Origin of the sequence: Sphaerospermopsis reniformis, assembly GCF_005402885.1 — a bacterium.
Classification (GTDB): Bacteria; Cyanobacteriota; Cyanobacteriia; order Cyanobacteriales; family Nostocaceae; genus Sphaerospermopsis; species Sphaerospermopsis kisseleviana.
This window is the reverse complement of the sequence record NZ_BJCE01000125.1, coordinates 1-16,301: the sequence shown is the minus strand read 5'-3', so window position 1 is coordinate 16,301 and position 16,301 is coordinate 1. Positions and strand designations below refer to the sequence as shown.

At 35.1% G+C, this 16,301-nt stretch carries 11 protein-coding genes; 9 read left to right on the top strand and 2 right to left on the bottom strand.

The annotated features are described in order from the left end of the window. Positions 1–130 precede the first annotated feature (130 nt). Positions 131–1,789 (bottom strand): DUF3352 domain-containing protein, encoded by a 1,659-nt coding sequence (locus FFR48_RS16990; protein ID WP_096567724.1) that lies wholly within the window; start codon positions 1,787–1,789, stop codon positions 131–133. A gap of 520 nt (positions 1,790–2,309) precedes the next feature. Here FFR48_RS16990 and FFR48_RS16985 point away from each other — a divergent pair. From FFR48_RS16985 to gloB, 8 genes are all read left to right on the top strand, one after another. Beyond that, a complete protein-coding gene (locus FFR48_RS16985; protein ID WP_137668182.1) occupies positions 2,310–4,892 on the top strand; it encodes a M1 family metallopeptidase in 2,583 nt (860 codons plus the stop codon). 477 nt (positions 4,893–5,369) lie between these two features. After that, positions 5,370–7,364, top strand: coding sequence for a hypothetical protein (locus FFR48_RS16980; RefSeq protein ID WP_137668181.1), 1,995 nt, complete (start codon positions 5,370–5,372; stop codon positions 7,362–7,364). 163 nt (positions 7,365–7,527) lie between these two features. After that, complete coding sequence (locus FFR48_RS16975; RefSeq protein ID WP_137668180.1) at positions 7,528–8,181, top strand: OmpA/MotB family protein; 654 nt, start codon at positions 7,528–7,530, stop codon at positions 8,179–8,181. Between the two features lie 6 nt (positions 8,182–8,187). After that, positions 8,188–9,630, top strand: a complete 1,443-nt coding sequence (locus FFR48_RS16970) for an EH signature domain-containing protein (RefSeq protein ID WP_201277633.1) — start codon at positions 8,188–8,190, stop codon at positions 9,628–9,630. Between the two features lie 94 nt (positions 9,631–9,724). After that, positions 9,725–10,075 (top strand): hypothetical protein, encoded by a 351-nt coding sequence (locus FFR48_RS16965; RefSeq protein WP_137668179.1) that lies wholly within the window; start codon positions 9,725–9,727, stop codon positions 10,073–10,075. 460 nt (positions 10,076–10,535) lie between these two features. Next, a complete protein-coding gene (locus FFR48_RS16960; RefSeq protein WP_096567714.1) occupies positions 10,536–12,245 on the top strand; it encodes an ABC1 kinase family protein in 1,710 nt (569 codons plus the stop codon). A gap of 38 nt (positions 12,246–12,283) precedes the next feature. Continuing rightward, positions 12,284–12,658 carry a hypothetical protein gene (locus tag FFR48_RS16955; RefSeq protein ID WP_137668178.1) on the top strand — a complete coding sequence of 125 codons (375 nt, stop codon included), beginning with the start codon at positions 12,284–12,286 and terminating at the stop codon, positions 12,656–12,658. Between the two features lie 375 nt (positions 12,659–13,033). Continuing rightward, complete coding sequence (gene gloB, locus FFR48_RS16950; RefSeq protein WP_137668177.1) at positions 13,034–13,807, top strand: hydroxyacylglutathione hydrolase; 774 nt, start codon at positions 13,034–13,036, stop codon at positions 13,805–13,807. A gap of 172 nt (positions 13,808–13,979) precedes the next feature. Here the strand turns inward: gloB and menD are convergent, their stop codons facing one another. Beyond that, a complete protein-coding gene (menD, locus tag FFR48_RS16945) occupies positions 13,980–15,704 on the bottom strand; it encodes a 2-succinyl-5-enolpyruvyl-6-hydroxy-3-cyclohexene-1-carboxylic-acid synthase (protein ID WP_137668176.1) in 1,725 nt (574 codons plus the stop codon). Positions 15,705–15,810: 106 nt separating this feature from the next. Here menD and folB point away from each other — a divergent pair, with 106 nt between their 5' ends. Further along, positions 15,811–16,170 (top strand): dihydroneopterin aldolase, encoded by a 360-nt coding sequence (gene folB / locus FFR48_RS16940; protein WP_096567706.1) that lies wholly within the window; start codon positions 15,811–15,813, stop codon positions 16,168–16,170. Positions 16,171–16,301 lie beyond the last annotated feature (131 nt).

The following is a 16,301-nucleotide window of genomic DNA, read 5'->3' as shown; positions in this document are numbered from 1 at the left end:
GGGAATAGGGAATAGGGAATAGGGAATAGGGAATAGGGAATAGGGAATAGGGAATAGGGAATAGGGAATAGGGAATAGGGAATAGGGAATAGGGAAGAAATTTATTCTTATTATCCTGACTCCTGCCTCCTTATTTACTGGTTTTTAAAGCTAACAACATTTCCATTTGAGCAGTAGATTTATTGGGGCTATGAACAGTGACACCCAAACCACGAATAGAACCCAGGATAGCACTGATATCAGGAGGTAGGGGTTGACCTGCGGTAGCAAAACGAGTAATTACAGAGGTGGTGTTATCCATATCTAGATAGAAATAACCACCGTTGGGTTTGGGTAAAGAACCAGTTACGGTTTTAAAGGTGTCGCTATTATTCAGGGTTTGACCTTTGTTATCTGCTATTGTTTCGCCAACAGGTCCACCAAGAGCTACAAATACGGTATCCTGATCTAACCAACCATGTGATACTAAAGCGCCTTGAAAGGGAATTTGCCATTCTGTGATATTTTTACCAGCAATATTTCTTTGAACTACCTTGAATGATTGCTTTTTGGCGAGGTCATCTAGTTTGGTGAAAGTGGTTTCCGCTGTTTTGCGATCGCTCGTATCAAATACCATCCCTCCCCCAAAACCAACATTTGCTAACCCACCTTGACTAGATTGAACCGCACCAAAAGCAAATTCCCCATCCATCCAACTAAAAATATCTTTGTCTAAATCAATATTGACAAATTGTTTGAGTTGTCCGCGAGTCTGTTCAACTGCTTGCTTAAATTCAGGATAATCTTTTGATTGTTCTAAGAAGGTTTGCCAACTACGATTTATATTCTGCCCAGTGACTAGAGCAATGGTGTCACTAGGAAATTGTCCTACTATTTTAGCTGGAGTGCTTTGATATTGAAATTTACTCAGTTGGGGATCTAAGTTAACAACCGCTTTTAACCGCAGTCCAGCATCATCAACACCAACACCAGCTACTAGGGATTTTACTTGCTGGAGTTGTGCCAAAGTTTGCGGCTGCAATGGTCTACCTTGAGTATTGAAAGCTGCTAATTGTTGTGCCATGTTGGCGTAATCTGGCACATAAATTTGAGCCAGGCTGTTTTCAACATCTACGCCTTTAGCTAAAATGCTACTTGCTCCTTCTTTACTAGCAAAAGAAGGTTCTCCCTTATAGGTGTCAATCGCTTTTTCTACAGTTTGTTTTTCTGGTGCTACCAATATATGAGTATTGTTTAGTACAGTAACATAAGTTGATTTACTTTTATTTTTACTGCCAATAATTTTCTGACCTTTATAGTCTGATTCTTCAATTTGTGTGTTTTTTTGCTCTTTTAATTTGTTAGCAAAATTCAAAGCATTGAGTTTATCTTTGATACCCAATACTAACAGAATATTTGACTCTTGCTGGACAGATGGAGTTGACTGATTAGGTGTAGTAGGTGTGGGTGGCAGTACAGCAATCATCACACCACCGATCCAGGGTTTAATGTCTGTTTCGTAAGAAATATTACTATCATTTAATATTTCTTCATTGATATCCTGTAGAATTTTTGCTAATATTTCTTGCGCTTGTGGAGTGCCAAATTGCTGTAACTTATCCCAAGATTGGGGATCAGTGTTAACATATGTTGCCATCAAGGCATTAGCAGGTACTACTTTAGCACTGCTTATGGGGCTGGAAGTATCACCCAAGGGTGCTTTCAAATATACGTAAGCAGCTATACCTCCCACAACAACTATAGCCGTGCTAATAGCGGGAACTAGAAATTTTGATTTGCTTTCAGGCATTGTTATTGTCCTTTGTTGCGTAAAATAGGAAAAGTATGATTCAGATGCTATGGATACAAAATTAATAGTGGGGTTTTGGGACTTTTCAGCAATTTTGACTAATTTAGCGGAACTTACTGAGACGATTGGTATTTACATACAAAAATAGTTTTGTCGTTGCTCTCAAAAAGACTTCAATGGAGTCTAGAGTAAATCCGTAAATGCTATCTTAATTTGATATGCAAAAAGTAGTCAGATTCTGAATGACAAGTTATTCTAAGCTATAAGAATAATTGTTAGTATTTGTAATCGATGGAAAGCCATCACTGTGTGATGCTAGAAACTCTTGTCCCGATGATGCAAACCTGCAGAATCTCAGATGAGATCAAGACTTGGACACTGGGTAGCAAAATGAGACAATTGATTTAATTGATTACATCCCAGAGAAAATCCTGATCAAATTACCATTTTGATTTGGGAGAGGCATCTACAGATCGCTATTGTTATGACAGTTTCAGGATTACAAGGTCAGTAATAAACAATGTTGAAATTTTATTTTGATACAGAGAAAGCAAGACACAAATCTTTTGAATTGCCGGGGGCTAAACCACATTATAATCCCGATAGACCGGGACAGGTAGAGCATATTTTTCTGAACCTCAGTTTGGATATTCCCAACCAAAGTTACAATGGTAATTGTAGCATTCGCCTATTGCCAATCCGTAATAATATTGATAGGTTGACATTGGACGCTGTAAATTTAAATATCCAATCTGTACAGGTTGACGAGGTTGAACAAAAGTTTGACTATGACGGGGAAAAACTGTGTATTCAATTATCTCAACCTACGCAAATTGGTAAGAGGTTGTTGATAGCGATCGCCTATTCTGTGGAAAAACCCCAAAGAGGTATTTATTTTATCCAACCAGATAAGCACTACCCCCACAAACCTACCCAAGTCTGGACTCAAGGAGAAGACGAAGATTCTCGTTATTGGTTTCCCTGTTTTGACTATCCAGGACAGTTATCAACTTCAGAAATTCGGGTGCGTGTTCCTAAACCACTGGTGGCAATTTCTAATGGTGAATTAATTGATACTGTAGATGATGGAAACTATAAAATTTACCATTGGTCTCAACAGCAAATACATCCTACTTATTTGATGACGTTAGCTGTAAGTGATTTTGCGGAAATAAAAGATCAATGGCAAGGTAAACCTGTTACATATTACGTAGAAAAAGCTAGGGAAGCAGACGCTAACCGCAGCATGGGTAAAACTCCCCGCATGATCGCATTTTTGAGTGAAAAGTATGGTTATTTATACCCTTTTCCCAAATATGCTCAAGTTTGCGTGGATGACTTCATTTTTGGGGGGATGGAAAATACCTCTACCACGCTGTTAACAGATCGCTGTTTGTTGGATGAAAGAGCATTATTAGACAACCGCAACACCGAAAGTTTAGTAGTGCATGAATTAGCACATCAATGGTTTGGTGATTTACTGGTAATTAAACATTGGTCCCATGCTTGGATTAAGGAAGGAATGGCTTCCTATTCTGAGGTAATGTGGACTGAACATGAATATGGTGCGGATGATGCTGCTTATTATCGCTTGTCGGAAGCTCGCAGTTATTTAAGTGAAGATAGTAGTCGCTACCGTCGGCCAATGGTAACTCATGTTTACCGTGAAGCGATTGAACTTTACGATCGCCATATTTATGAAAAAGGTTCTTGTGTTTATCACATGATCCGTGCAGAATTGGGAGAAGAATTATTCTGGAAAGCTATCCAAACCTTTGTTGTTGATCATGCTCATCAAACTGTAGAAACCATAGATTTATTAAGATCAATTGAAAAAGCAACAGGTAGAAATTTAGCTTTCTTATTTGATCAATATGTTTATCGTGGTGGACATCCTGATTTTAAAGTTGCTTATTCTTGGGATGGTGATGCTAACTTAGCAAAGGTGACAGTTACTCAAACCCAAGCTAGTGATGATCAGGATTTATTTGATCTGAAAATCCCCATTGGTTTTGGTTATAAACAGCAAAATACTGATTTAAAGATTTTTAATGTCCGCATTAATGAACGGGAACAAAGTTTTTATTTCCCATTAACAGAAAAGCCCGATTTTGTTAGTTTTGATGTGGGTAATAATTATCTCAAAACCGTAGTTTTAGAATATCCCATACCAGAGTTAAAAGCACAGTTGGAATTTGATCCAAATCCTATTTCTCGGATTTATGCAGCAGAAGCATTAGCGAAAAAAGGCGGTTTGGAAGTTGTCAAAGCTTTATCCGTAGCTTTGAAAAATGATCCTTTTTGGGGTGTGCGGGTAGAAGTTGCTAAACAATTAACGGAAATTAAATTAGATCAAGTTTTTGATGGTTTAGTTTCTGGGTTGCATGATGATAATCCTTTTGTCCGTCGTTCTGTGGTAGAGTCCTTATCTCAAATCAAAACTCATGCTAGTTATAAAAATGTCAAAGAATTGGTACAGCATGGGGACAAAAGCTATTATGTAGAAGCTGCTGCTTGTCGGAGTTTGGGAACAATTGCTGCTGCTAATTTAGATGATAAACCCCACGAAGAAAAAGTGATTAAACTACTCAAATCTGTTTTAGAAGAAAGAGCAGGTTGGAATGAAGTAGTTAGAAGTGGTGCTATTGGTGGTTTAGCAGAATTTAAAACTTCGGAAAATGCTTTAAATGTCTTGTTGGAATACACTAAATTAGGCGTTTCTCAAGCATTACGTTTATCTGCGATTCGCGCTTTAGGTAAAATTTCTGTAGGTCAAAGTCCAGCTAATATAGAAAGAATTTTAGACCGATTAGCAGAAATAGCGAAAGAGACATTCTTTTTAACTCAAGTAGCGGTGGTGACAGCTTTAGGACAAATGGAAACTCCCAAAGCGATTGGGATTTTACAAAGTTTAGCTGATCAAACTCCTGATGGTAGGGTGCGACGTTATGCTGAGGAAGAAATTCCTAAAGTACAAAGAAATATTGGGACTGAAAAAAGTTTGAAACAAATGCGGGAAGAATTGGATCAATTGAAAAAACAAAATCAGGAGTTAAAAAGTCGGTTAGAAAATTTGGAGGCCAAGTCCAAGCAGGGAAATTAGGAGGATAATACACATTATTAATAGGGGTTTAGCAGTGCTAAACCCTGACAGGATTCAGAAGTAAAAATGTCTTTTTTTGTATGTTTGAATAAATCAAAAGTGGTGAAAAAGCTAGAATTATCCCTACTTTCCTCCTGTTTTGCGTAAGTCCTGTATTCCTAAAACTTCCTCAATCTAAGTATTGAACCAAGACAAAAATGTATTTTTTTTTTGCATAAAATTAGTATAATTACTGTTTGTACTTATACTGAAATTGATGCAATATATATAATCAAGGCTAAATCAAAAACCAAAGAAAGATAAATCACTATTGAATGCTAAGACATATCCTGAATCATATTTGCCGAGTTAGACACTGAACTTTTAACTTATCTAGATGTAGATAATTTTATACTGCGGTAAAAGTTTTGATAAATCAACCTTTACCGAAAATAGGCTACAGCAGCTTTTTGATCACAAAAAATAGAGGTTTGATACATGATAGAAGTACCAGCAAGTTTATTTTATGTGGCGATCGCCATAGTTTTTATACTAGGATTCATTTGGGAAATAATTACAGTAATAAAATATTGTCAAGAATCTAATTTTATTAAGAAGATAATCAAAGAATTAGAAAGAGATACTTATGTTGAAAGAAAATGGATTAACGAGCATTTAGAAACAGAAAATAATTATCATAGAAATCCTCTAAAAACCAATGATAAATACATCCTCAAACAATATCCAGATATATTCCATCAATCGACACGCAGTAATTTAAGATTTATTAGTACAATTTGTACATCCATTGGAGTCTTAGGAACATTTTATGGTATTCAATCAGGAATAGCAGATATTCCATTGAGTAGCTTAAATCAAACAGATGCTTTAATGAAAGGAGTAGGAACATTATTAGCAGGAATGCAAACAGCATTTTCTACTTCATTAGTGGGGTTAGGACTAGGAAGTGTATTTACTATTATTCTATTTTTCACAGACTTCATTAGACAATCACGACATGACAACCTAAGACAAAAATTACATAAAATTACCGTTCCTAAAAAAGATAATCGAGAAGATGCAATCAACAGTTTAAAAGAAATCGCTGCAAATTTTAGAAACTTTGATTTTAACGCCAGTTTCAGAGCAATCCAAGCATTACAACAAGTAGCTGAAAAACTGGATGCAGAAACTATTGGTATAGAAGTAGGAAAAGCTGTTAGTATTCAATTAGATAAAACCATAGAAACCAGATTAACGCCCGCATTTAATCATATTGCCGATTCCCAAAAAACCCTAACCCAAATTACCACAACTCAAAAAAATGTACTCGAAAACTTAATTAGTGAAATGAAAAATCAACTAATTATTCCAGTAGTAGAAAGACTAGATCAAAGTGCGATATTAACTCAACAAGCATCAGCAGCAGTCACAAAATTAAACAATGAATTAGGGGGAATATCTGAAAAATTAGCTAATTCAATCGTCACAATTCAACAATTTCAACAACAAACATTAGGAGAGTTAAATAATTTTGCCAATAGCTTACAATCTACCTTACATGATTTCCAAACAGAGACAACCAACGTTTTACAAGAAACTGGAGTTGCTATTACTAAAGCAGTAGAAACAAGTATTACAGGAATGGAATCTCAACGGGAAGCATTCCAAAAAAGTGCAGAACAAGCAGCGGATACATTTAAAGGAATTAGAAGAGAATTAGAACAATCTTTAACAACTCAATCTGAACAACAAAATCAAATGTTAACAAGGGTTTATTCTGCATTTTCACAAATTATCACTGAAACCAATGAAAGTTTTAAAACTCAAACTATAACTTTAGAAACAGTAGGTAGACAAGCATCACAATTAATGAACAGTGCAAAGGAGAATTTAGAACAAACATTATCAAATATTGATCAGACATTACAACAAACCCGCGTCACAGTACAAGAAGAATTACAAAGGTTTAGAATTGAATATCAAAACAGTTTAAATCAATTCTTTAATGATCAAAATCAACTCCTAGAAAGTACATTAGGAACACAAAGAAATGCTTTACAGGAAGTAGTGAATGATTTACGCAAAGCTTTCCAAGAAGAAACCGAACGCAGAAAATCATTAATGAATGATTTAACTCATACAATAAATGAAGTTACCAGAGGTATGAATGATATTAGCACAGCAACTAATAATATGCACAGCAAAATACAAGTAATACAAGAATTTACAGCAGCAATGGGTTTACATTCAGGAGAAAGAATAACTCAACTCCAAGAATTATCTCGGAATATTGGTACAGTAAGTCAAGATTTTAATAATCTTCTATATAATTGGCGAGATCATCTCGATCAATATCTAGATAAATCAACAAAATGGCAAACTGAATTTTTTAAAGAAGCTGACAGTTCCATGTCAAGATTATGTAGTAACATTTTAGAAAATGCAAATAACGCATTAGTCAAAATTGAAAATGAACGTCGATTAAATTAACGTAGGTTGGGTTGAACGAAGTGAAACCCAACACACCTTTTCAAATCAAATGTTTGGTTTATTTGCATCAATTCAACCTACACTTTTGAAATATTAGCTTTACTTGTTGGGTTTCCTTACGTCAACCCAACCTACAAAAAATAATTAGCAGGTAAATTATCTCATGTTCAATCATTTAAACATTTTCAAAAATCAAGATGATCAAGAAGAAGATCCCGCAATTTATCTTTCTATCGGTGATTTAATGTCATCGTTATTAATGTTTTTTGCACTACTTTTTATTTCCGCATTAATTCAGCTTAATCAAGCACAAAAAGACATTACCAGAATTTTAATAGGTGAGTTAGAAGGACAATTAAAAGCTAATAATATTGAAGCAAAAGTTGATCCAAATACCGGAGATATCAGTTTAAGAGATAGCATCTTATTTGAAACTAATAGCGCAAAATTAAATCCCCAAGGTGAAAAAACACTGCAAAAATTGATTCCCATTTATAGCAAAGTAATTTTTGAAACTCCCAGAGTGAAAGATCAAATTGAAAGAGTAGTTATTGAAGGCCATACAAGTGCTTATGGTAAAGCTGATTTCAACATGGAATTAAGTTTAAACAGAGCTTGGCAAGTTGCCAAATATACATTATATACAATGCCATTTCCTAACAAAACTCATAAATCACAATTAGAGAAGAAAATCATGGTAGTAGGAAGAGGTGAAAATGATGCAAAAATAGGAGATTTACCAACAGATAGAAGAGTAGTATTTCGGATTCAGTTTAAAGGACAAGATTTGAGTAATTTAAATCAAGCAGATAATTAGAAAACAATGCTCCACAAAGACTTCAACCTTAAAGAATTTAGTATACCAGATCATCAACCCCATAGATTAATTGAACTCGCTGCAAAACAAAAACCTAGTAATATTAATTTATCTATATCAGCATTGCAAGAAAAAATTGATCAGAATAGAATTAAAGATATTAGTTTAATAGAATGGATATGGTGTATTGATAACGATCAAATTTGGGAAGCAATACCAGAAGAAGAAAGAAAACAATTAACTTTAAGAATTTGGCGTATATCCCAAGAAAATAAATGGTTATATTTTACCTTAATTCGTCGGTTAGCTTGGTTTTATCATGGACAAAAAAATGTAATCACATCGCACTTAGTTAATGGGTTTCTTCTGTGGAGTAATTCAATTTCTGTCAAGGATAATCTAGTTATTAAAATTTTGGTTGCTTTGGGAGCAAATGAACCGAAAAAAGCAATGGTAAAAATTATTTGTGACCAAAACTTAACTCATAATGAACTATTGCCAAAAATCAATCATGTTCTCCCGAATCTTACCATATTTAAAGATTATGTTTTGGAAATAGCACCTTATTTTACAAAACAGCTACATCCAGTTACGTTAGATAAAGTTAATTGGTTATTACGTTGTTTTGAACAAATGGAGGAAACTGATCAAATTAAATCTGTAGAATATATTTTAAATCATCTTTCTACATCAATAGTTGGTAGGTATCCAGAGTTAGTTAATTGGTTAAAAACCAACTATCATAATTCTAGCAAACAATCAAAATTATCCAGTCAAGCTAGACAGAAGTTAAGAATTTGGATTGGTGCAGTTAATTATCAAGACTTTTCTAATTTAGTAGATTTAATTGCTCAACGAATTGGTATCACAGACAAAGAGGAAAACCAGTTAAACAAACGTCAAGGATTTTGGGCTAATTATAGCAATAGTTTTATGAGAATTAAAATTTTATTACCTATGCAATCTTATGAAATTATCAATCATGATTTGAGAGCAGATCAAGATGTTCAAAGACTACGATCAGATGGTAGTGATGAGACAGAAATATGTATTTTTGATTTAGGAGAGAATGGTTTTATTGTCGAATTTTTTAGAGGTAGAGGAAGTGAAACTAGAATTTTTCCTCAAAATGATTATATCGAAAGTGTTTTATTTGGTTCTCAACCATTATCCGTGAAAAGAATTAGAAAATTAGGAGGGGAAGCACATGATCATGCTTTAGCTTGGCAATGGTCTTGCGAACAATTATTAAGAACTAAATATCAAATTCTGCCAAATACAGGAACTACATCTTTTATCGGATTACCACCAAAATATGGTAGATATGATACTAGTTTAGGTTTACCTAATCCTGATGATCAAAAATTAAATGAACGTCAAAATCAATTACAAAAATGGAATCGGATCATTAATCAATTAGAATTAGAAGCCAAACGATCATCATATTAATCAGATTTCAATCAAAATCTATCGAAAACTGTTAGTTATCTGTATCTTTGTGCTTTAAATATCCATTAATTAAATAAACATTCAGTAAATAACCATGAAAGATATATTTCAACAACCATCAATAGAAACATTAGTAAAAGAAATTGTCGCCTTAAATCATGCTTGGAAAGCAGCAGGAGAAATATTTGGAGAAGAAAGCGAAATAGCTAAAAGTGCAAGAGATTTAAAAGGATCTTTACAAACAAGATTATTACGTACCTATCCAAATCAAGTTTATTTGAGAATAGATCAAAAAAGTTCACAAGAAGCAGGAGAAGAAGTATATAGTTTGCGTTTAGTAAATCCAATTAATAACCGTGATAATGCAGAACATTTACCTGTTAGAGTTGTCAAAAAATTACTTTCCCAGGACGAAATTAATCAATTGGAAAAATTTAATAATTAGGGAATCGGATAATATTTATATATTAATCTATTTCGGATAGTTTCAACTGCACTATATTAATAAATATCAAAATTCTCTAAACAACAATATATCTCATCTTTATATACCTAAAAACCCTGTATGAGATTTTCACCACCATCCTACAAAACCTGAATATTCACAAATAACCATCAACTAACCTGTATGGGATCGGATTTTCAAGATATTTAATGTCAGATTTGATACTAAATTATACCGCATCAAACATTAAGAAATAATAAAATACTCTCGCTAAGAGACAAAAGTTTGTACTTTTATAAAGTATAATTAAGAAAAACATAAACTAATCTCAACATTCAAGATAGGTTGAGTTTATCTATAGCTTCCATCAAAAACCAACAATACACTTGAGCAACAAGTAAATTGTCAATCAAGTAGTCAGAAAATTCTCAAATTCCCAGTTGTAGAGGCAAAAAAAGACGTGGGTCAGTATCAACCTGCTCAACTAAAGCAGTATAATCCAGAAGCGATCGCTCGTTACTATCGTTACCGTCCCTGGTTAGCTTGGGGCAGACTACTGAGAATCATCTTCTCCTTTGCAGGCTTTCTACTCAGCCTCAAATGGGATGAATGGCAAAACCAAGTTGAGCAGAATAAGGGTAAACGAGCTACCCAGTTGCGACAACTGCTCACAAACCTCGGACCGACATTTATTAAAGTGGGTCAAGCCCTTTCGACTCGGCCAGACTTGATCCGTAAAGACTTTTTAGAGGAACTGGTAAAACTACAAGACCAGTTACCACCCTTTGACCATGACCTAGCGCAACACATTATTGAAACTGAACTCAACCGTTCCATTGACGAGATATTTAGCGAACTTTCCCCGAAACCAGTGGCTGCGGCTAGTTTAGGTCAAGTTTACCGGGGTCGTCTCATCACTGGTGAGGAAGTAGCAGTCAAGGTACAACGCCCGCACCTGCGTCCAGTAATTACAAAAGACTTATATCTAATGCGTTGGGCAGCAACTTGGCTGAGTCCTTGGTTGCCCCTCAATCTCGGCCATGACCTCACATTAATCGTAGACGAGTTTGGCACGAAGTTATTTGAAGAAATAGACTACATGAACGAAGGTCGGAACGCGGAAAAATTTGCCACCAACTTCCGTGATGACCCCCAAGTAAAAGTACCAACTATTTACTGGCGTTATAGTAGTAACCGTGTTTTAACCCTAGAATGGATTAACGGCTTTAAACTCACAGATATCCAAAGCATTCGCCAAGCAGGTTTAGATCCCGAAACCATTATCCAGATTGGTGTTACTTCTGGTTTGCAACAATTATTAGAACATGGTTTTTTCCATGCTGACCCCCATCCTGGTAATTTATTTGCTGTTCCCGATGGTCGCATGGCTTACATCGACTTTGGCATGATGGACCAGTTGGAGGAAACCACAAAGGAAACCTTAGTAGATGCCTTAGTACATCTTGTCAACAAAGATTATACTGACTTAGCGGAAGACTTTGTAAAATTGGGCTTCCTCGCTCCAAAAACAAATATTGCTCCCATTGTTCCAGCATTAGAAGCAGTTCTGGGAAATGCCATTGGTAAAAACGTCGGTGATTTTAACTTTAAAACCATTACCGATGAATTTTCGGAATTGATGTATGAATATCCTTTCCGAGTTCCCGCTAAGTTTGCTTTAATTATTCGTTCTTTGGTGACACAGGAAGGTATTGCTTTAACCCTCAACCCCAATTTTAAAATTGTGGAAGTAGGTTATCCCTACATAGCACGACGGTTATTAACTGGTGAATCTCCCGCATTAAGACGACGGTTATTGAACGTGCTATTTAAAGATGGTAAATTCCAATGGCAGCGTTTAGAGAATTTGATTTCCATTGCGCGGACTGATCAGCAATTTGATGTTGTTCCAACAGCCAGAATGGGTTTACAGTATTTACTATCGGAAGAAGGTAAATTTTTACGTCGTCAGTTAGTTTTAGCATTAACTGAAGATGATCGTTTACACACTGATGAAGTACAAAGATTGTGGGATTTAGTCAAAGATGACTTACCGCCAAATCGGTTATTAAATGTAGCTGTCGGCATTTTAACCGAGTTATCGAGAGAAAGTGTAGCAGCTATTTTGCCAAAAGCAACATCTCTAATTTCGTTTACTGAAAAACAGTAACAACGTTTAAATTATTTGCATAAAAATCAGGAGTCTTCATGTATTATTATCCTCTGCAACCTCCTTATATCTTGCTTTTGGTTGGTTTCCTCATGGCTTTAACTTCTGGTTTTGCTTTGTCAGGAACATTAAAAGTAATTGTCCAAAAATGGCCAAATAACAATCAAGAACCTATTAAATCTAGTGCTTCTTTAAAGCAATTGTTAGTACCATTTATTGGTATTACGGGAGGCGTTTGTTTATTTATGTCTTCTGGTTTAGAAATATTTGGTTTTCCCTCTCCCCTAGCTTTGGGTATTGGTTTACCTTTGAGTTTGGGAACTTGTGTGTTTGTTTGGTTTCAGTTAGGTAGTTTGCTGGAATTTGTCAGCAGTCGAGGAATGCAATCTTTAGATTTGGATTCTTGGTCTTAATAACAATAATTCAGGAGTCAGGAGTTATTTATTTTGGATTTTGGATTTTGGATTTTGGATTTTGGATTGTTTTGTCAAATCTAATCTAAAATCTAAAATTTTCTTCCCCATCTCCCTATTTCCTTTACTAACGAAAAACTTTTTGCTGCCACCTTTATCAAGTCTAATTACTTGTGCATTTGCCTGAACTTGAAAATCTGCTTTTTCACGAACTTTAACACGAATTTTAATTAATTAGGTTTTTAATCTGTTCATATTCTCTTGTCTCATTAGCAATTGACTTGACTAACCTGATTCAATTCAAAACTTCTAAATAGGCTATAGTTATGAATGATCAATATCAAGCATCCATGTGTGTGGGAGGTAAAGAAAGCAATGCAGGTAATCCGACTATCAGCACTTTCTGACAACTATATATTTATGCTGTACGATTTACAGCATAATATTGCTGCTGTTGTTGATCCAGCGGAGTCTAAACCAGTTTTACAGCAACTTGCACAACTAAAATGCAATTTAGTAGCAATTTTTAACACACACCATCATCATGATCATGTGGGTGCTAATCTGGAGTTAATCGAAAAATTCCCCCAATTGACAGTATATGCTGGAATTGAGGATCGGGGAAGGATTCCTGGACAACAGGTATTTTTACAAGAAGGCGATCGCGTACAATTTGCCGATCGCACAGCAGAAGTATTTTTTGTACCCGGCCATACCCGCGCTCATATAGCTTACTACTTTCCTCCTGTAACACCTGGTGAGACAGGAGAATTATTCTGCGGTGATACTTTATTTGCTGGTGGTTGTGGTCGTTTGTTTGAAGGTACACCAGCGCAAATGGTAGACTCTTTAAGCAAACTGCGGGCTTTACCTGATAATACCCTTGTTTGGTGCGCCCATGAATACACTTTAAGTAATCTGCGCTTTGCATTAACAGTTGATAGTGAAAACACGGATTTACAAAAGCGATTTGCAAAAGTAACAGATATGCGTCAGCGTCAGGAAGCTACTGTTCCTTCTCTGCTTGGTATTGAAAAGAATACAAATCCGTTTTTACGCTGGGATCATCCTTCGTTACAATTAGCTGTAAATAGTAAAGATCCTGTACAAACTTTTGCTAAAATTCGCGGAATGAAAGATAAATTTTAAGTAAGTATTCAGCAGTCAGCTATCAGCTTTAAAGACTGAAATAGAAAACAAGAGAAAAATCAGGAGTGTATAAATTTTATGCAATTAAGAATTATAAATCTTTCCTCTTGCTGTTATTAGCTGATTACTGATTACTGATTACTTACACTTTATTCACAGGTTTACTCAATGTTTAAAAAGCATCACTAAACCTTCTCAAATACTCCTTTCTCCATAGAGAATCCCTTTTTCTGTTTGTCCTAATTTCCAAAACCCGTATTCCCTGACTTGGTAACAGTTTTAATCTTTCTTCTAACTGCTTCCAAGAATTTATTAACTCATATTCTACACCATAAGTAGCACATAACTGGGCAAAATTAATATCCTGGGGAGTGGCAAAAAATTCTTCAAAAGGTGGATCAAAATTAGCAATAGGTAACATTTCAAAAATTCCCCCACCATTGTTATTAATTAATACAATTGTCAAATGTCCAACTAACTTATTTCTCATTAAAAAACCATTAGTATCATGTAATAGGGCTAAATCTCCCGTTAACATCACACTACTTTGTTGATGATGTGCTATTCCTAAAGCAGTGGAAAGAGTACCATCAATCCCATTTGCACCCCTATTAAAATATGATTTTATTCCTGAATTATTTGGTTTCCAGAAAAATTCCACATCTCGCACTGGCATACTATTAGCAATAAAAAATGGTGTTTGTGGGGGTAGAATTTGCGAAATTAACCAAGCAGCTTTACTTTCAATTAAGTCTTCTATAGTTTCAAAAGTCTCATCAATATTTTTTCTAATTTGCGCTTCAATTTCACACCATTTTTGTAAATAAAACCCCCATTTCCCATTTCCCATTTCCCATTTCCCATTCCCCAATTTTTCTACAGATATCCTTAAATGTGTTGTTTTTCCATGTAAAGGATCTAAATTTTCAGCACTACTATCAATTAACCAGCGTTGAGGATTAACATTAATTAACCAATTACGTAATTCTTTACTAGTCGGCATTTCCCCAATTTGAATTACCATTTCTGGTGTTAATTCTTGGGACAAGTTTTGATTACGTAAAATTATGTCGTAGGTAGAAATTAGATAGGGGTTTAAATCTGCGTAATTTCTAACAGGAGAAAGTCCCTCAGCTAAAACAGGCCATTGCAAAGTTTGAGAAAGTCGAGCGATCGCTATACAATATTCTTCAGGTTCTTTGGGTTGTGCAACTCCAGCAATAATAATACCCCGTTGACATTTTTGCCATTCTTTAGGTAATTGATAATTGGTAATTGGTAATGGTGTTGCAATTATCCCAGAAAAGAACTCTTCACAATCTAATATAAAATCAGTACCATCAGAAATTGGTGCTAGAGGATCACGAAAAGGTATATTTAAATGTACAATTCCCCCGGTAGGAAATTGGCAACGTTCCCAAGCATGAATTACCGTTTGTCGCAAATAACTTAACATTCTTTTATTAGCGACAGGTGTAGCTAACTCGGTTTGCCAGTTAGGATAATTACTGTATAATTTTACCTGATCTATAGTTTGTCCAGAATGGCAATCTCGCAATTCAGCAGGTCTATCTGTAGTTAATATTAATAAAGGTACACGACTTTCTTTAGCTTCGATTACCGCAGAGTAAAAATTAGCTCCTGCTGTCCCTGAAGTACAAACTAAAACCACAGGTTTTCCTGTTGCTTTTGCTCTTCCCAAAGCAAAAAAAGCCGCAGAACGTTCATCTAAAATGGGAATAGCTTCAATATCTGGTGCTTGTTTGCTAAAAGCCACCGTTAAGGGAGTAGAACGAGAACCAGGACATAAAATAGCACAACTTAAACCCAAGCGTTTGAGGGTTTCTGTTAAAACATAAGACCAAAGTTGATTAAGATTATTAAAATTAAGCTGCATTAAATCAATATGGGAGATAAGACAATTTTTAATTTTAATTTGTTTATCGGGCTTTTTAATTTAAAATTTAAAATGTCTAAAATGTAAAACTTCTACTCTAATTTTTATGGACTGTATTCATTTAACAGGAATTAGTTGCTATGGCTATATTGGGTATTTACCAGAGGAAAAGGTTTTAGGACAATGGTTTGAGGTAGATTTGAAGTTATGGTTGGATCTTTCCCAAGCTACTGAGAATGACACTATTGAAGATACTGTAGATTATCGCACTGTTATTAATTTAGTGCAGAATTTAGTTAAAACATCTAAATTTGATTTGTTGGAGAGGTTAGCAGGTGCGATCGCAAATGCTATTCTTCAGCAGAATGATATGGTTTCTCAAATACAAGTTATTGTTATCAAACCTGCTGCACCCATACCCGACTTTAACGGCAAAATTAGCATTGAAATTACCAGAACTAGGTAAAAAGATAAATAGGGGTTGCTGAGAAAGTCTTTCCGTGAGGGCATAGGAGTCAGGAGTCAGGAGTCAGGAGTCAGGAGGAGATTTGAAAATTTCTTTGCCATCTCTTGAAATCCCAAAAAATGCACACTTTT